Source organism: Caenimonas aquaedulcis, assembly GCF_015831345.1.
Classification (GTDB): Bacteria; Pseudomonadota; Gammaproteobacteria; order Burkholderiales; family Burkholderiaceae_C; genus Ramlibacter; species Ramlibacter aquaedulcis.
In genome coordinates, this window is the sequence record NZ_JADWYS010000001.1 from 3,093,716 (window position 1) to 3,112,091 (window position 18,376).

The following is an 18,376-nucleotide window of genomic DNA, read 5'->3' on the forward strand; positions in this document are numbered from 1 at the left end:
AATGCATCGCTGTCCGCCATGGTTGGTAGTGGCCAACCCACCAAGCTACCCGGCCTCGACGCCTCGAGTGCCGGGTGACAGTTGCGCAAGAGTTAGCCCGGAGAGCTCATGGCCCAAATGTCCTCATATTCCTATACCGAACGCAAGCGCATCCGCAAAAGCTTCGGCAGCCGCGACAGCGTGCTGGAAATTCCCTACCTGCTGCAAATGCAAAAGGACGCCTACACCGCGTTCCTGCAGGCCGACATCGGTCCCAAGGCACGCACGATCGAGGGCCTCCAGGCCGCGTTCGACGCCGCGTTCCCGATCGTCTCGCACAACGGCTTCGTGGAGATGAAGTTCCTGGAATACAACCTGGCCAAGCCCGCGTTCGACGTGCGCGAGTGCCAGACGCGCGGGCTGACGTACGCGTCCGCCGTGCGCGCCAAGGTCCAGCTGATCATCTATGACCGCGAGTCGTCCACGCCGCAGTCGAAGGTGGTGAAGGAAGTGAAGGAGCAGGAGGTCTACATGGGCGAGGTGCCCCTGATGACCGACAAGGGCTCGTTCATCATCAACGGCACCGAGCGCGTGATCGTCTCGCAGCTGCACCGCTCGCCCGGCGTGTTCTTCGAGCACGACAAGGGCAAGACCCACAGCTCCGGCAAGCTGCTCTTCTCCGCGCGCATCATCCCGTATCGCGGCTCCTGGCTCGACTTCGAGTTCGACCCGAAGGACGTCCTGTACTTCCGCGTCGACCGCCGCCGCAAGATGCCCGTCACGATCCTGCTGAAGGCCATCGGCCTCACACCGGAATCGATCCTGGCGAACTTCTTCGTCAACGACAACTTCCGTCTGATGGACAGCGGCGCGCAGATGGAGTTCGTCTCCGAGCGCCTGCGCGGCGAAGTCGCGCGCTTCGACATCACCGACAAGTCCGGCAAGGTCGTCGTGGCCAAGGACAAGCGCGTCACCGCTCGCCACACGCGTGACCTGGAAACCTCCGGCACGACGCATATCAGCGTTCCCGAGGATTACCTGGTCGGCCGCGTCGTCGCCCGCAACATCGTCGATGCCGACACCGGCGAGATCATCGCCAAGGCCAACGACGAGCTGACCGACGCGCTGCTCAAGAAGCTGCGCACCGCCGGCGTGCAGGACCTGCAGGTCATCTACACGAACGAGCTCGACCAGGGCGCGTACATGTCGCAGACCCTGCGCATCGACGAGACGGTGGACGAATTCGCCGCCCGCGTCGCGATCTACCGCATGATGCGTCCCGGCGAGCCGCCGACGGAGGACGCGGTGCAGGCCCTGTTCCAGCGCCTGTTCTACAACCCGGACACTTACGACCTGTCGCGCGTGGGCCGCATGAAGTTCAACGCCAAGGTCGGCCGCAACGAATCGACGGGCCCGATGGTCCTCACGAACGAGGACATCCTCGCCGTCGTGAAGATCCTGGTGGACCTGCGCAACGGCCGCGGCGAAGTCGACGACATCGACCACCTCGGCAACCGCCGCGTGCGTTGCGTCGGCGAACTGGCCGAGAACCAGTACCGCACCGGCCTTGCCCGCATCGAGAAGGCCGTGAAGGAACGCCTAGGCCAGGCCGAGCAAGAGCCGCTGATGCCGCACGACCTGATCAACTCCAAGCCGATTTCCGCGGCGCTCAAGGAGTTCTTCGGTGCGTCCCAGCTGTCGCAGTTCATGGACCAGACCAACCCGCTGTCCGAGATCACGCACAAGCGCCGCGTCTCGGCCCTCGGCCCGGGCGGCCTGACGCGCGAACGCGCGGGCTTCGAGGTGCGCGACGTGCACGTCACCCACTACGGCCGCGTGTGCCCGATCGAGACGCCGGAAGGCCCGAACATCGGCCTGATCAATTCGCTGGCCCTGTACGCCCGCCTGAACGAGTACGGCTTCATCGAGACGCCGTATCGCCGGGTGATCGACGGCAAGGTGACGATGCAGATCGATTACCTGTCGGCCATCGAGGAAGGCAAGTACGTCATCGCCCAGGCCAACGCGGTGCTGGACAAGGACGGCAAGCTGACCGGTGACCTGGTCTCCGCGCGTCAAGCCGGCGAATCGGTGCTGATCGGCGCCGACCGCATCCAGTACATGGACGTGTCGCCCGCGCAGATCGTGTCGGTCGCCGCCTCGCTCGTGCCGTTCCTCGAGCACGACGACGCGAACCGCGCGCTGATGGGCGCCAACATGCAGCGCCAGGCCGTGCCTGTCCTGCGTCCCGAGAAGGCCTTCGTCGGCACCGGCATCGAACGCGTCTCCGCGGTCGACTCCGGCACCGTCGTGGTCGCCACCCGCGGCGGCGTGGTCGACTATGTCGACGCGACCCGCATCGTGGTGCGCGTCAACGACGCGGAAGCCCAGGCCGGCGAAGTCGGCGTGGACATCTACAACCTGATCAAGTACCAGCGTTCCAACCAGAACACGAACATCCACCAGCGCCCCATCGTCAAGCGCGGCGACAAGATCGCCAAGGGCGACGTCGTGGCCGACGGTGCGTCGACCGACCTGGGCGAGCTCGCGCTCGGCCAGAACATGCTGGTCGCGTTCATGCCCTGGAACGGCTACAACTTCGAGGATTCGATCCTGATTTCCGAGCGCGTCGTCGCCGACGACCGCTACACGTCCATCCACATCGAAGAGCTGGTCGTCATGGCCCGCGACACGAAGCTGGGCGCCGAGGAAATCACGCGCGACATCCCGAACCTGTCCGAGCAGCAGCTCAACCGCTTGGACGAGTCCGGCATCATCTACGTCGGCGCGGAAGTGCAGCCCGGCGACACACTGGTGGGCAAGGTCACGCCGAAGGGCGAGACCACGCTGACGCCGGAAGAGAAACTGCTGCGCGCGATCTTCGGCGAGAAGGCTTCCGACGTGAAGGACACCTCGCTGCGCGTGGACCAGGGCTCGCAGGGCACCGTGATCGACGTGCAGGTCTTCACCCGTGAAGGCATTACGCGCGACAAGCGCGCCCAGCAGATCATCGACGACGAGCTCAAGCGCTTCCGCCTCGACCTGAACGACCAGCTGCGCATCGTGGAGGCCGACTCGTTCGACCGTATCGAGAAGCTGCTGAACGGCAAGGTCGCCAACGGCGGCCCGCAGAAGCTCGCCAAGGGCACGAAGATCGACAAGGCCTACCTCGCCTCGGTCGAGAAGTTCCACTGGTTCGACATCCGCCCCGCGGACGACGAGATCGCCACGCAGCTCGAGTCCATCAAGAACTCGATCGAGCAGCAGCGCCACAGCTTCGACCTCGCGTTCGAGGAAAAGCGCAAGAAGCTCACGCAGGGCGACGAGCTGCCGGCCGGCGTGCTGAAGATGGTCAAGGTCTACCTGGCCGTCAAGCGCCGCCTGCAACCCGGCGATAAGATGGCCGGCCGCCACGGCAACAAGGGTGTCGTGTCCAAGATCGTCCCGGTCGAAGACATGCCCTACATGGCCGACGGCACGCCGTGCGACATCGTGCTGAACCCGCTGGGCGTGCCCTCCCGCATGAACGTGGGCCAGGTGCTCGAAGTCCACCTGGGCTGGGCTGCCAAGGGCATCGGCCAGCGCATCGGCGACCTGCTGCAGCACGAGGCCAAGGTGGCCGAGCTGCGCAAGTTCCTCGACCAGATGTACAACAGCTCGGGCCGCAAGGAAGACCTCTCGAAGATCTCCGACACCGACGTGCTGGAGATGGCCGAGAACCTGTCCAAGGGCGTGCCCTTCGCGACCCCGGTGTTCGACGGCGCCTCGGAAGAGGAAATCCGCGGCATGCTGAAGCTCGCGTACCCGGAAGAAGTGATGAAGGCCAAGGGCCTCACCGCCACCCGCACGCAGGCGATGCTGCACGACGGCCGCACGGGCGACCAGTTCGAGCGCCCCGTCACCGTCGGCTACATGCACGTGCTCAAGCTGCACCACCTGGTGGACGACAAGATGCACGCACGCTCCACCGGCCCGTACTCCCTCGTCACGCAGCAGCCGCTGGGCGGCAAGGCGCAGTTCGGCGGACAGCGTTTCGGCGAAATGGAAGTGTGGGCGCTGGAGGCCTATGGCGCCGCGTACACGCTGCAGGAAATGCTCACCGTCAAGTCCGACGACGTGCAGGGCCGCACCAAGGTGTACGAGTCCATCGTCAAGGGCGAGCACGCCATCGAAGCCGGCATGCCGGAATCGTTCAATGTCCTGGTCAAGGAAATCCGTTCCTTGGGCATCGACATGGAACTCGAGCGTTCGTAATCGAAGGGAACAGATACATGAAATCACTACTCGACCTGTTCAAGCAATTCACGCCGGACGAGCATTTCGATGCCATCCGCATCGGCATGGCGTCGCCCGAGAAGATCCGTTCCTGGTCCTTCGGTGAAGTCAAGAAGCCTGAGACCATCAACTACCGCACGTTCAAGCCCGAGCGGGACGGCCTCTTCTGCGCGAAGATCTTCGGCCCCATCAAGGACTACGAGTGCCTGTGCGGCAAGTACAAGCGCCTGAAGCACCGCGGCGTCATCTGCGAGAAGTGCGGCGTCGAGGTCACGCAGACCAAGGTGCGCCGCGAGCGCATGGGTCACATCGACCTGGCCGCGCCCTGCGCGCACATCTGGTTCCTGAAGTCGCTGCCTTCGCGCCTGGGCCTCGTGCTCGACATGACGCTGCGCGACATCGAGCGCGTGCTGTACTTCGAAGCCTACGTCGTCACCGACCCCGGCATGACCCCGCTGAAGAAGTTCAGCATCATGTCCGAGGACGATTACGAAGCCAAGCGCAAGGAATACGGTGACGAATACGTCGCCAAGATGGGCGCCGAAGGCATCAAGGACCTGCTCGAAGGCATCGACATCGACATCGAGATCGAGAAGCTGCGCGGCGACCTGACCGGCTCCGAAGTCAAGGTCAAGAAGAACGCCAAGCGCCTGAAGGTCCTCGAGGCCTTCAAGAAGTCCGGCATCAAGCCGGGCTGGATGGTGATGGACGTGCTGCCCGTGCTGCCGCCGGACCTGCGTCCGCTGGTGCCGCTGGACGGCGGCCGCTTCGCGACCTCCGACCTGAACGACCTGTACCGCCGCGTCATCAACCGCAACTCGCGCCTGCGCCGCCTGCTGGAGCTGAAGGCCCCGGAAATCATCGCGCGCAACGAAAAGCGGATGTTGCAGGAAGCCGTGGACAGCCTGCTGGACAACGGCCGCCGCGGCAAGGCCATGACGGGCGCGAACAAGCGCGCCCTGAAGTCGCTCGCCGACATGATCAAGGGCAAGAGCGGCCGCTTCCGCCAGAACCTGCTGGGCAAGCGCGTCGACTACTCGGGCCGTTCGGTTATCACCGTGGGCCCGACGCTCAAGCTGCACCAGTGCGGCCTGCCGAAGCTGATGGCGCTCGAGCTCTTCAAGCCCTTCATCTTCTCGCGCCTGGAAGCCATGGGCATCGCGACGACGATCAAGGCCGCCAAGAAGGAAGTCGAATCCGGCACGCCGGTGGTCTGGGACATCCTGGAAGAGGTCATCAAGGAGCACCCGGTCATGCTGAACCGGGCTCCCACGCTGCACCGCCTGGGCATCCAGGCCTTCGAGCCGATCCTGATCGAAGGCAAGGCGATCCAGCTGCACCCGCTCGTCTGTGCGGCGTTCAACGCCGACTTCGACGGCGACCAGATGGCCGTCCACGTGCCGCTGTCGGTGGAAGCGCAGATGGAAGCCCGCACGCTGATGCTGGCCTCCAACAACGTGCTGTTCCCCGCCAACGGCGAGCCGTCCATCGTCCCGTCGCAGGACGTGGTGCTGGGCCTGTACTACACGACGCGCGAGCGCACCAACGCCAAGGGCGAGGGCATGATCTTCGCCGACATCGGTGAAGTCCAGCGCGCGCTCGACGCCGACCAGGTCGTGCTCACCGCCAAGGTGAACGTGCGCCTGACCGAGTGGACGAAGAACAAGGAAACCGGCGAGTTCACGCCCTCGACCTCGATCGTCGAGACGACCGTGGGCCGCGCGCTCCTGTCCGAGATCCTGCCGAAGGGCCTGCCGTTCAGCAACCTGAACAAGGCGCTGAAGAAGAAGGAAATCTCCCGCCTCATCAACACGTCTTTCCGCAAGTGCGGCCTGAAAGAGACCGTCGTGTTCGCCGACAAGCTGTTGCAGAACGGCTTCCGCCTGGCGACCAAGGCCGGCATCTCGATCGCCGTGGACGACATGCTAGTGCCCCCGCAAAAGCCGGAAATCATCGGCCGCGCGGAAAAGGAAGTGAAGGAGATCGAGCAGCAGTACACCTCGGGTCTCGTCACGGCCGGCGAGCGCTACAACAAGGTGGTGGACATCTGGGGCAAGGCCGGCGACGAAGTGTCGAAGGTCATGATGGCCCAGCTCGCCAAGGAAAAGGTCATCGACCGCCACGGCAAGGAAGTGGACCAGGAGTCGTTCAACTCCATCTACATGATGGCCGACTCCGGCGCCCGCGGTTCCGCCGCGCAGATCCGCCAGCTGGCGGGCATGCGGGGCCTGATGGCCAAGCCGGACGGCTCGATCATCGAGACGCCCATCACGGCGAACTTCCGTGAAGGCCTGAACGTGCTGCAGTACTTCATCTCGACGCACGGCGCGCGTAAGGGTCTGGCCGACACGGCGCTGAAGACCGCGAACTCCGGCTACCTCACGCGCCGCCTGGTGGACGTGACGCAGGACCTGGTCGTGATCGAAGAGGATTGCGGCACGATGGACGGCTCGCTGATGCGCGCCATCGTCGAGGGCGGCGAAGTCATCGAATCGCTGCGCGACCGGATCCTCGGCCGTGTCGCGGCCGAAGACGTGCTGCACCCGGAATCGCGTGCGGTGCTGGTCCCGGCCGGCGCGATGCTGGACGAAGACATCATCGAGGAGCTCGAAGCCGCCGGCAACGACGAAGTGAAGGTGCGCACCGCGCTCACCTGCGCGACGCGTTTCGGCCTGTGCGCCAAGTGCTACGGCCGCGACCTCGGCCGCGGCGGCCTGGTGAACGTCGGCGAAGCGGTCGGTGTCATCGCCGCGCAGTCGATCGGCGAGCCCGGCACGCAGCTCACGATGCGTACCTTCCACATCGGTGGCGCCGCATCCCGCGCCGCCATCGCCTCCAGCGTGGAAGCCAAGTCCAACGGCGTGATCGGCTTCAACAGCACGATGCGCTACGTGACCAACAGCAAGAAGGAACTGGTGGTGATCGCCCGCTCCGGCGAGATCATCATCCATGACGAGCACGGCCGCGAGCGCGAGCGCCACAAGGTGCCGTACGGCGCGGTGCTGGCCGTCAAGGCCGACCAGACGATCAAGGCCGGAACGGTCCTGGCCAACTGGGACCCGCTGACGCGCCCGATCATTACCGAGTTCGCCGGCAAGGTGCACTTCGAGAACGTCGAGGAAGGCCTCACGGTCGCCAAGCAGGTCGACGAAGTGACGGGCCTGTCCACCCTGGTGGTCATCAAGTTCGACCCGAAGCGCTCGGCCAAGCTGATCCGCCCGCAGGTCAAGCTGATCGACGCGCAAGGCAACGAGGTGAAGATCCCCGGCACCGATCACTCGGTGACGATCGGCTTCCCGGTCGGCGCACTCATCCAGGTGCGCGACGGCCAGGACGTGGGCGGCGGCGAAGTGCTGGCGCGCATCCCGATAGAAGGCCAGAAGACGCGCGACATCACGGGCGGCCTGCCGCGCGTGGCCGAGCTCTTCGAAGCCCGTTCGCCGAAGGACAAGGGCGTGCTCGCCGAAATCACCGGCACGGTGTCGTTCGGCAAGGAGACCAAGGGCAAGATCCGCCTGCAGATCACCGGGCCGGAAGGCAGCCTCCACGAGGAACTCGTGCCCAAGGAGAAGAACATCCTGGTGCACGAAGGCCAGGTGGTGAACAAGGGCGAGTCCGTGGTGGACGGCCCGGCCGACCCGCAGGACATCCTGCGCCTGCTGGGTGCCGAGGAACTCGCGCGCTACATCGTCGACGAAGTGCAGGACGTCTACCGCCTGCAGGGCGTGAAGATCAACGACAAGCACATCGAGGTGATCGTTCGCCAGATGCTGCGCCGTGTCGTGGTCGAGAACGTGGGCGACTCGAGCTACATCGCCGGCGAGCAGGTCGAGCGTTCGGAGATCCTGGATACGAACGACAGGCTGCACAGCGAAGGCAAGATCGCGCCGACCTACAGCAACCTGCTGCTCGGCATCACGAAGGCGTCCCTGTCGACCGACTCGTTCATCTCCGCGGCTTCCTTCCAGGAAACCACGCGCGTGCTGACCGAAGCGGCGATCATGGGCAAGCGCGACGAGCTGCGCGGCCTGAAGGAAAACGTCATCGTCGGCCGCCTGATCCCCGCGGGCACCGGCATGGCGTACCACCAGGCACGCAAGGCCAAGGACCAGATGGACGAGGCCGAGCGCCGCGCCATCGCGGACTCCGAAGCCGCGGAACTGGCTGCAGTGACCGAAGGCGCCTCGGCGCCCGAAGCGAGCGAAGGCGCCGCGGCCGAGTAATCGCCCGTATCACCTAAACTCAATGCCCACCCCATGCCGGGGTGGGCATTTTTTTTTGGGGTCGGTGGATGCCTTCTTCGTGGGTCATGTGGGTTGCGGCGGCGGTGGTGCTCTTCTGGGGCGTCGGTGCGTACAACCGCCTGATGCGCCTGCGCGCCGAAGCGAACCAGGCCTTCGGGGCACTCGACGCCGAACTCGCCAAGCAGGTGACCCTGGTGCGCGAGTGCCTGCCGCCGCAAGAGGGCACGCAGCCCGCGCCGCTCGGCAGCGACGACAGGTTCTGGTCGGGGCTGGAAGGTGCCGCGTCGCAATTCGCCGCATCGCTCGCGGCTGCGCGCGCCCGGCCGCTCGAGCCGGAGCGCATCGCCGCGCTGGCCTCTGCGCAGAGCGTGCTCGCGACGGCCTGGGAGCGCGCGGAGCGCGACGACGCGCACGACCTCGCAGGCTCGCGCCTGCCCGAGAACGTGAGCGCGCGCCGCCAGCAGATCGTGATCCAGACGCACGCCGCCACCGACCAGTTCGACCTCGCCGTCGCGCGGTACAACCACGGCATCGCGCAATTCCCCGCCGTGCTGCTCGCGTTGCTGTTCGCGTTCAAGCCCGGCCGCGGGGTGCGGGCGGCGCATCCCAGCACCGTGCCCTGAGCGAGCGGCATGGCTGAAACCATCGCGTTGTGGCGTCTGCTGCAGGCTGCATCGGGCATCGTCGCGGCGGTGCGCGCCGGGCAATCCGCGACGGCGGCCGTCGAACGCGTGGAGCCTGCGGCACGCGCCGGCGCGCAGGCCTTGTCGTTCCATGCGCTGCGCCAACTCGGTCGCGCGAGCGCGCTGCGCCAACTACTCGCCAAACGCCCGCCGCCGCCCGCAGCCGACGCGCTGCTGTGCACGGCCCTCGCGCTGTGCTGGCGCGAAGAAGACGCGCCCTACGAAGTCTTCACCTTGGTGGACCAGGCCGTGGAAGCCGCCAAGCGCGGCGCCGAGACGAAGGCGCAGGCGAACTTCATCAATGCCTGCCTGCGGCGCTTCCTGCGCGAGCGCGACGCGTTGGTGAAGGCGACCGACGCGAACCCCGAGGCGAAGTGGAACCATCCACGCTGGTGGATCAACCGGCTGAAGCAGGACCATCCGCAGCACTGGCAGCAGATCCTCGAGGCCAACAACAGCCACGCGCCGATGACGCTGCGCGTGAACGCGAGAAAGCGCACGCCCGCGCAATACCTCGCGCAGCTCGAAGCCGCCGGCATCGAAGGCGTCTTGACCGGCGAGCATGGAGTCGTGCTCGCCAAGCCGCGCGGCGTGCATACGCTCCCGGGTTTCGACGAAGGCGTGGTGTCCGTGCAGGATGCCGCCGCGCAGCTCGCGGCGCCGCTCTTGCTCGAAGGACTCGATCGGACGCGGACATTGCGAATCCTCGATGCGTGCGCGGCGCCCGGCGGAAAAACAGCGCACCTGCTCGAACTCGCGGATGCGGAAGTCGTCGCGCTGGATATCGACCCGAAGCGCTGCGAGCGCATTCACGACACCTTGAAGCGCCTGGGCCTTGCCGCGAAAGTCATCGCCGGCGATGCCGCGAAGCCCGGCGACTGGTGGGACGGCGAGCCCTTCGACGCCATCCTGCTCGACGCGCCCTGCACGGCCTCCGGCATCGTCCGCCGCCACCCGGACGTGCGCTGGCTGCGCCGCGAAAGCGACATCGCCCAATTGGCCGCGATCCAGGCGCGACTGCTGGAAGTCCTGTGGCCCTTGCTGGCCCCGGGCGGGCGTCTCGTCTACTGCACCTGCTCCGTTTTCCGCAGCGAAGGCGAGGCCCAAGTGCAAACGTTTCTTGCGCACCACACACAGGCCGTTTTGCGGCCCGCGCCGGGGCATTTGCTGCCCCAAAGCGGGGCAAACGCCGGTGGCGTCCCGGACAATCGACAGGGTGACCACGACGGATTTTTCTACGCCGCGCTGGAAAAGCGCGCAGGGCCCTAGCCTGCGCGCCGCCGTCGTTCGCGCCGCCCTGGCCTGCCTGCTCCTGCTGGCGATCGGCATCCCGTTGCGGGCCCAGACCCAGCCCCCGGCGGAAATCACGCAGCTGCGCATCGAACGCGCGGAAGAGGGCGTCCTGCTCTCGGCCAGCGTCCAGTTCGAGCTGCCGACCGTGATCGACGATGCGCTCGCCAAGGGCATCCCGATGTTCTTCGTCGCCGAGGCCACCCTGTTGCGCGATCGCTGGTACTGGTACGACAAGCAGACGGCGTACGCCGCGCGCTACATGCGCCTGTCGTACCAGCCGCTCACGCGGCGCTGGCGCCTCACCGTATCGCCGACGCCCATCGGCAACTCGGGGCTCGCGCTCGGCCAGACCTTCGAGACGCGTGAGGAAGCGCTGGCCGTCGTGCAGCGCATCTCGCACTGGAAGATCGCCGAGACCAGCGACGTCGACCCCGACTCGCGCTACAACATCGAATTCCGCTTCCGGCTGGACGTCTCGCAATTGCCGAGGCCGTTCCAGATCGGCGCCGTGGGCCACGCCGACTGGAACATCGCCGCGAGCCGCAACCAGCGCCTCGTGATCGAAAGCCCGCGGTGAGCACGGAGCGCCCGAAGGACGCCCTGCTGCGGGACGCCCTGCACACCTCGTCGGCCTTCCGCTGGGCGGTGGGCGTCGGCATCGCGGTGATCGTCGCGATCGGCATCGTGCTGATGTTCCTGCTCACGCAGGCCACCAACAACCGCGAGCTGTACGAGCGCAACTACGGCCGGCTCTTCATCCTCAACATGGTGGTGGCCGGCTTCCTGCTGCTGGTGCTGATCTGGGTGGGCGTGCGCCTCGCGTCGCGGCTGCGGCGCGGCAAGTTCGGCAGCCGCCTGCTCGTGAAGCTGGCGGCGATCTTCGCGCTGGTGGGCTTCATGCCGGGCGTGCTGATCTACGTGGTGTCCTACCAGTTCGTGTCGCGCTCCATCGAAAGCTGGTTCGACGTGAAGGTGGAAGGCGCGCTCGACGCCGGCCTGAACCTCGGCCGCGCGACGCTCGATACGCTCGCCACCGAGCTCGCCAACAAGACCCGCGCGGCGGCGACGCAACTCGCCGACACGCCCGACATGTCCGCAGGGCTCGCGCTCGATCGCCTGCGCGAGCAGATCCAGGCCACCGACGTGATCCTCTGGAGCGGCTCGGGCCAGCTCATCGCGAGCGCGGGGCAGTCGCGCTACCAGCTCAACCCCGAGCGGCCGTCGCCGCAGCAGCTCAAGAACGTGCGCGCGCAGCGCTCGCTCTCCATCGTCGAAGGCCTGGACGACCCGGGCGTGAACCCCGTCGGCAATGCGCGCGTGAAGGCGCTCGCCGTCGTGTCGCAGCCGAGCCTCGGCCTGATCGGCGAGCCGCGCGTGCTGCAGGTGACGCAGATCCTGCCGCCCACCCTGGTGGCCAACGCCGTCGCGGTGCAGGAAGCGAACCGCGAATACCAGGAGCGCGCGCTGGGGCGCGAGGGCTTGCGGCGCATGTACATCGGCACGCTGACGCTGAGCCTGTTCCTCGCGGTGTTCGGCGCGGTGCTGCTCGCGGTGATCCTGGGCAACCAGCTCGCGAAGCCGCTGCTGCTGCTCGCGGCCGGTGTGCGCGAGGTCGCTGCGGGCGACCTGTCGCCCAAACCGGCGATGCAGGGCAAGGACGAACTCGGCGGCCTCACGCGGTCCTTCGCGGAGATGACGCAGCAGCTCGCCGATGCGCGCGCCGCGGTAGACCAGAGCATGGGGCAGGTGAACGCCGCGCGCGCGCACCTGCAAACCATCCTGGACAACCTCACCGCGGGCGTGATCGTGCTCGACGAGGCGGGCAACATCCAGTCCACCAACCCCGGCGCCACGCGCATCCTGCGCACGCCACTGGCCGGCTTCCAGGGCAAGCCGCTCGCGGAAGTGCCGGGGCTCGAAGCCTTCGGCGCGGCGGTGCAGCAGCAGTTCGACGACTACCTGCACGAGCGCAAGCAGCACGGGCTGGACCACTGGCAGCAATCTTTCGAACTCAATGCCGCGCAGCCGGGCTCCCCGCAAAACGCGGTGACGCTGGTCGCGCGCGGGGCGGAAATGCCCGGCGAGGCGCCGGGGCACAGCGCGCGGCTGCTGGTGTTCGACGACATCTCGGAAATCGTCTCCGCGCAGCGCGCGCAGGCCTGGGGCGAAGTCGCGCGGCGGCTCGCGCACGAGATCAAGAACCCGCTCACGCCGATCCAGCTCTCGGCCGAGCGCCTGGAGAAGAAACTCTCCGGCAAGGTGGGCGAAGCGGAACAGGCCGTGCTCACGAAGTCCGTGCAGACCATCGTGGACCAGGTCGACGCGATGAAGCGGCTCGTCAACGAATTCCGGGACTACGCGCGCCTGCCGGCGGCCGAGCTCAAGCCCGTGGACCTCAACCAATTGGTAACGGACGTGCTTCACTTGTATGCGCGCGAGAGCGCGGACAGCACGTCCACGTCCGCCCATGTGCCCATCCGCATGGAGCTGGACCCGAAGTGCCCGCCGATCCTGGGCGACCTGCAGCAGCTGCGTCAGGTGATCCACAACCTGCTGCAGAACGCGCAGGACGCGACGGAGGGCGCCGCCGGTCCCGTGGTGCACGTGCGCACCCAGTGGAACCCCACCAGCCGCCGCGTGCGCCTGGTGGTGCAGGACACGGGCACGGGCTTTCCGGAGCACATCCTGAAGCGGGCGTTCGAGCCCTACGTGACGACCAAGGCGAAGGGCACCGGGCTGGGCCTGGCGGTGGTGAAGAAGATCGCGGATGAGCACGGTGCCCGGATCGACCTGAAAAACCGAGTGGAAGACGGCACCGTCCTGGGGGCCCAAGTGTCGCTATCATTCGCAGTTGCGGCGTAGCAACAGACCGCGGAAAGCTCAATGGCAAACATACTGGTGGTGGACGACGAGCTGGGCATCCGGGACCTGCTCTCCGAAATCCTGAACGACGAGGGCCACAACGTCGAATTGGCAGAAAACGCCGCCCAGGCCCGGGCCGCGAGAAACCGCTCACGCCCGGACCTCGTGCTGCTCGATATCTGGATGCCCGACACGGACGGCGTGACGCTCCTGAAGGAGTGGTCCACCAGCGGCTTGCTCAGCATGCCGGTGATCATGATGAGCGGCCACGCCACGATCGAGACGGCGGTGGAAGCCACCAAGATCGGCGCGCAGTCCTTCCTGGAAAAGCCGATCACGATGCAGAAGCTGCTGAAGGCGGTGGAAGCAGGCCTCACGCGCAACAGCGGCGCCGCCAGCGCACGCAAGCCCGGCATCGCCGGCGTGGCGGTGGCGCCGGTGGTGGAACTCACGGTGGAAGCAGCAATGACAGGGGGGCAGAATCTGCCCCCCGTCGTCGAGATGGGCCCGCAGGCGCGGCAGCTTTTCGAGCTGGACAAGCCGTTGCGCGATGCGCGCGACGAGTTCGAGAAGTCGTACTTCGAGTTCCACCTGGCGAAGGAAGGCGGCTCGATGACGCGCGTGGCGGAGAAGACGGGGCTGGAGCGCACGCACCTGTATCGGAAGTTGAAGCAGTTGGGTGTGGACTTGTCGCGTGGGAAGCGCGGGGGCTAGCTAGCTCCGTCTCTTCGAGCCGAAGAGGGTTTGGAGTGGACCCCCTCCCTCCGCGAGATGACGTGCCTTTACTCCCTCTCCCTCTGGGCGAGGGTTGGGGTGAGGGCACCGGGTGCCACGATCCCCGTTAGATCTACTTTCCAGCTGCTATAATCGCTGGCTCTGGCCCGGTAGCTCAGTTGGTAGAGCAGCGGATTGAAAATCCGCGTGTCGGTGGTTCGATTCCGCCCCAGGCCACCAGAATTCATAAGGGTTAGCGATTAAGTGGTCGCTAACCCTTTTTGGTTTCTGGCCGTCATGTAACTGGCGCTGTAAGCGCTTTTGAACGAATCAGCCGTAGAGCGATGTTCAACCTTTGCGCTGATGGCTAGGATGTACGCATCACAGAGCGGAGGCGAAGTGGGGCGCTGGCGTAAATCCAAGGCATCCAGGGGCGGCGGTGGTTACGACCAAAACCACGGGGTTGCTGGAGTTGTCTACATCCTTCAGAACGAGGGCTTCAAAGAGGGCTTCTACAAGCTCGGTTGCAGCCGTCATTCGGGGCATGCGCGCGCGGCCAACCTCAATGTCAACGCAAGCACAGGTGTGCCCGGTAGCTTCAAGTGCATCTTCGAGCAGCGCACCAGAGATTGCGGACGCGCCGAGCAACTCGTTTTCCAACGATTGCATGCACACAGAAAGGGTAAGTGGGGCCAAGAGTTCTTCGAGGTAGATCTCGACGTTGCGCGCCGCACGATCATCACCGTATGCGCCGAGGTGGACGCGACGCACGTCGTCGTCCAGCCGCCTCCGCCACCGCCGGCGAGGTTCATTTCACCCTCGGTCGTTTCGGTAAGTCAGGCGCCATATGTACCGCCGGCCACACCGCCTCGGGGCAAGTCTTCGAGCAACGCTGGCACATGGATCTTCGGAGTTGTCTTCGTGGCCTTCGTAGTCTGGGTAAATCAGCCCAAGTCAAAGTCCAGTTCGTATACACCGCCCCCAGCGGCATACACAGTTTCGCCAGCACCAGCACCAGCACCATCGCCCCGTCCCGTCGCTGCTGTCGCACGCAGTCCGCAGGCCGAATACAAAGCGCCGCCAAAGCCGGCCACAGTTGAACAGGTCACTCCGCTTGCACTCACCGACCAGAACGCGCCGCCAGGGCAGGCAAGACACTTGTTCCCGGACCAAGCTCGCGCCCTCAATCGTGAGGAGTTGGCGTCCATTGAATCAGTCTGCTGGGACGCGAAGCACAGGCAGGGGCCAGGAGCGTATCGAGACTGCACGCAGAAGCATCGCGATTCCATTGCGGGCACAGAGGCCCCGAATCTCAGTGGGTTGAACCAAGTGGAGCAAGCTTCGATTCAGTCCGCCTGCTGGGACTCCAAGAACAGAGTGGGGCCGAAATCATACGGCGACTGCGTTCGACGGAACCTGCAGGAGCTTTCAGCCGCAGAGCGACCCGACACACAGTCCCTCTCGGCGGCGGAACAGGCCTCCCTGAGTTCGGCGTGTTGGAGTGCAAAGCAGCAGGGACCCGCAACCTACTACAAGTGCGTTCGGGTCCAAATGAACGCCATGGAAGGGCAAGGACGAGCGGACCTAAGTGGACTAAACGCCGCAGAGCGGCAGTCGGCCAACTCGGCCTGCTGGGACCAGAAGCAGCGAGGTCCGGCCAGTTTTCAGAAATGTCTCATCGCCAAAGTGAATGACGCCGAAGCCGTAGCGCCGGTCGATTTGTCAGGCCTGACGGCGGGCGAACGCCAATCGATTGAGTCTGTGTGCTGGTCGGACAAAAACACCAAAGGTCCGGCCGCATACCGCCGGTGCTTGTCTCGTCATCTGGCGACATTGCGCTGAACTGCCTGGCAGGCCAGATCACCGATGGTTGGGCCGCTCACGGCCGTAGATAGACGGCCGCTCAGTGACGACTCCGAAATATTCAGCCAGCCGGCGCCAGCCGTATTCGCCGATCCCTCGAACTCTCGTAGGGCCCCGCTTCGCCAGCCGTCGCAAATCACCGACTGTGGCTAGCCCGGCCCTCTGTGCGGCAGAGGCGACTGCGCCGAGCCAAGGCTCCAATTCCTGAATCGGTTGATTGTCGTCGGGTCGAGCGAGATGTTCGAGGGGAACAAGGTGATACCGCCATAGATCGAGCTGTTTCGGCGGTGGCTCGAAGTCCAGCCCGCTCTCGCGGAGCTTGGCAACAACGTGTTGGCCACCAGCCGTGCCGAACATCATCCCTAGGTCGCGCGGCGTCATTCGTCGGAGCTGCCCCACCGTTGTAATCCCCTTCGACATAAGGCGGCCGGAGATGACGGTCTTCAAATCAAGTTCAACGACATGATCCTGATCGTCGATATTTGCGAGCTTCTGCCCGGCGCGAACAGCCTTGGCCCGATCGTAGGCCCTTCGTTGGGCGTTCGCCGGCTTCCGAAAGTCCAAACCCACCGACCGCAGCATTTCGCGAACCTTCACTACTGTGGACTGGCCTACATTCGGCACCTTCGCCAGCTCTGAGGCTTCGATATCCGAGAAGTCTTCGAGTGCGAATATGCGCATTTGCATGCATGCGGCCACGGCAGCGAACCGCAGGCCTAGCTCCAGTATCGGGGTTGTCGGCGTGCATTGCAGCGGCGTCTTCTCGTTCACCGCTTTCTGGCGCCACAGAAACTCTTGGGGAGGCTGAAACGTGCGGCCGTTGGCCTGCGCGTCGGCCCGGAGCATCTTTTGTTCGTCAATCCAATGCCGAAGGGAGCGAACACAGTTCGTCAACTCGGCTTCTGGAACTTCGATGAAGTCAGCGAGCGACCGAATTTTCCGGGTTCGCATCGCTAGCGCCTGGGAGACTTTGCCGCGGCCTCTATTCCAGCGGCAACCTTCTCGGGAAGGTTGTTCTTCCAAGCGTCCCGGATATCAAACGAGTGCAGAGGAATTCCCTTCTTTCGGCCTTTCGCTGCCGCGTAGAACACCCGCATTGATATGCGGCCTTTCCGGCGAGGGTCTGCGTAGATGATGAACTCGGCGTCCCCACTCTTTCCGGTGTGCAAATACGAGCGCCTGAGTCCATCGACGTTGATCCGAAACCCGAGGGAGAACAGACGTTGTTCGGCCCACTTGATCGAAAACTCCTCGTCCCCAGTGGTTCGGGCAGGTGCCCACCAGTCTCCCTCCAGCAGCGCGGCGTCATCGGTTGGCCCGATGACATAGGAGACCTCAGTCTTCAGCCGCTGCGCCTTCTGCTTGACTTCCAATTCGCGGGCTTCGTCTTCCTTGGGTCCAAACTTCCTGTTCCAGGAGCCCTGCGCCATTTTTCGCGCGGCCTCCATTACGCTGCATTCGCGGGTGCGGCCGAATCCAACGAGGTGGCGTCGAAGGCCCTCCGGCAGGCTGTACCCCCTCTCGCTTGAGTAGAAGGACTGCGCTCCCGCGCGACAAAGAGGACAGTAGGCGCGCTGGCCCCAGCCTCGGTCTTCGTCAATGGGTATTGCCTTATCGATCACCTCTTCGGCCACCTCATTCGCCCACTGGTATGACTCACTCCTGGTCTCGCAGGAGTAGTGCGAACTGAGAAGGTCGTGAAACTCGTCCGGCGCGAGACTCACAATGGACTGGCGCGCCATAAACAACTCGTCTTCGAGCTGGCGCACTACGGGGTCAGGCTCAATGTGCGGTCGTGCGAAGCGTGGCATTGGCATATCGGCTGCTATTGCTGCTAATCAGCTAATCTTGCAAGTATGCCGAGTCGGCGCTATGGGTCAACGCAGATGACTGAGTACTACGTTACAGCTTTCGTGTACTTCATTCAGCAAGGCGATCAGCCGCTGGTGAAAGTCGGCACGACCGTGGACCAGCCGGCCAAGCGCCTCGCGCAGCTACAGGTGGGCAACGGCTCGAAGCTGCGCTTGTTGGGCGCCATCGATATCCGAGCTGCGGGCGCGCATGCCGGGAACCGCATCGAATTCGCGAAGCTGGCGCGGGCAAGGGAGTCGGAAATTCACCGTGAATTTGCAGACGAGCGACTGAGTGGTGAGTGGTTCAAGCTATCTACCCGCGTGCTAGCGTTTATCGAGCAGGCCAAGAATTGCTGACTGGTAGCAGGTCGAGTTGAACGACTGCCTAGTCAATCTGCCGCTGGCACCGACTCGCGCGCCGGTGTACCGGCCAGGCGCTTCATCTTCCTGCACTCACGCACGTCGATGAAGGTCTTCCACTTGTGGTCCTCGTCCGAGATCCACTGCATATTGTGTGGCTTGTCCTCGCCGCCGTAGCAAAGGGGCCGAACGTGGTCCACGGCCCAACCTGGGCAAGCACCGGAGCTCCGGCCGGTGGCAGGGCAGGGAT

At 65.0% G+C, this 18,376-nt stretch carries 11 protein-coding genes and 1 tRNA gene; 10 read left to right on the forward strand and 2 right to left on the reverse strand.

The genetic code is table 11. The features are described 5' to 3' along the window. Positions 1-108 precede the first annotated feature (108 nt). The 9 genes from rpoB to I5803_RS22445 all read left to right on the forward strand — a co-directional run bounded on the left by rpoB (position 109) and on the right by I5803_RS22445 (position 15,892). Positions 109-4,233, forward strand: a complete 4,125-nt coding sequence (gene rpoB, locus I5803_RS14870; protein ID WP_196987116.1) for a DNA-directed RNA polymerase subunit beta — start codon at positions 109-111, stop codon at positions 4,231-4,233. Positions 4,234-4,250: 17 nt separating this feature from the next. Continuing rightward, on the forward strand, positions 4,251-8,477 hold the full coding sequence (rpoC, locus tag I5803_RS14875) for a DNA-directed RNA polymerase subunit beta' (protein WP_196987117.1): 4,227 nt from the start codon (positions 4,251-4,253) through the stop codon (positions 8,475-8,477). 68 nt (positions 8,478-8,545) lie between these two features. Further along, positions 8,546-9,121 (forward strand): LemA family protein, encoded by a 576-nt coding sequence (locus I5803_RS14880; RefSeq protein WP_196987118.1) that lies wholly within the window; start codon positions 8,546-8,548, stop codon positions 9,119-9,121. Positions 9,122-9,130: 9 nt separating this feature from the next. Further along, complete coding sequence (rsmB, locus tag I5803_RS14885) at positions 9,131-10,450, forward strand: 16S rRNA (cytosine(967)-C(5))-methyltransferase RsmB (RefSeq protein ID WP_196987119.1); 1,320 nt, start codon at positions 9,131-9,133, stop codon at positions 10,448-10,450. Then, positions 10,398-11,051 carry a DUF4390 domain-containing protein gene (locus tag I5803_RS14890; protein ID WP_354001667.1) on the forward strand — a complete coding sequence of 218 codons (654 nt, stop codon included), beginning with the start codon at positions 10,398-10,400 and terminating at the stop codon, positions 11,049-11,051. Before rsmB ends, I5803_RS14890 begins: the two co-directional genes overlap by 53 nt. Next, positions 11,048-13,336, forward strand: coding sequence for a sensor histidine kinase (locus I5803_RS14895; RefSeq protein WP_354001668.1), 2,289 nt, complete (start codon positions 11,048-11,050; stop codon positions 13,334-13,336). The genes I5803_RS14890 and I5803_RS14895 overlap by 4 nt, the downstream gene beginning before the upstream one ends. A 21-nt stretch (positions 13,337-13,357) precedes the next feature. After that, positions 13,358-14,050, forward strand: coding sequence for a response regulator (locus I5803_RS14900; protein ID WP_196987120.1), 693 nt, complete (start codon positions 13,358-13,360; stop codon positions 14,048-14,050). A gap of 164 nt (positions 14,051-14,214) precedes the next feature. Continuing rightward, positions 14,215-14,290 (forward strand) — tRNA-Phe (locus I5803_RS14905). Positions 14,291-14,422: 132 nt separating this feature from the next. Beyond that, positions 14,423-15,892, forward strand: a complete 1,470-nt coding sequence (locus I5803_RS22445; RefSeq protein WP_354001706.1) for a GIY-YIG nuclease family protein — start codon at positions 14,423-14,425, stop codon at positions 15,890-15,892. 18 nt (positions 15,893-15,910) lie between these two features. Here I5803_RS22445 and I5803_RS14915 read toward each other — a convergent pair whose 3' ends face one another. After that, positions 15,911-16,864: a hypothetical protein gene (locus I5803_RS14915; protein ID WP_196987122.1), complete on the reverse strand. Its 954-nt coding sequence runs from the start codon at positions 16,862-16,864 to the stop codon at positions 15,911-15,913. A 2-nt stretch (positions 16,865-16,866) separates the two neighbouring features. Continuing rightward, on the reverse strand, positions 16,867-17,682 hold the full coding sequence (locus tag I5803_RS14920) for a hypothetical protein (protein ID WP_196987123.1): 816 nt from the start codon (positions 17,680-17,682) through the stop codon (positions 16,867-16,869). Between the two features lie 117 nt (positions 17,683-17,799). Here I5803_RS14920 and I5803_RS14925 point away from each other — a divergent pair, with 117 nt between their 5' ends. Next, positions 17,800-18,123 carry a GIY-YIG nuclease family protein gene (locus I5803_RS14925; protein WP_196987124.1) on the forward strand — a complete coding sequence of 108 codons (324 nt, stop codon included), beginning with the start codon at positions 17,800-17,802 and terminating at the stop codon, positions 18,121-18,123. The last annotated feature ends 253 nt before the right edge of the window (positions 18,124-18,376 follow it).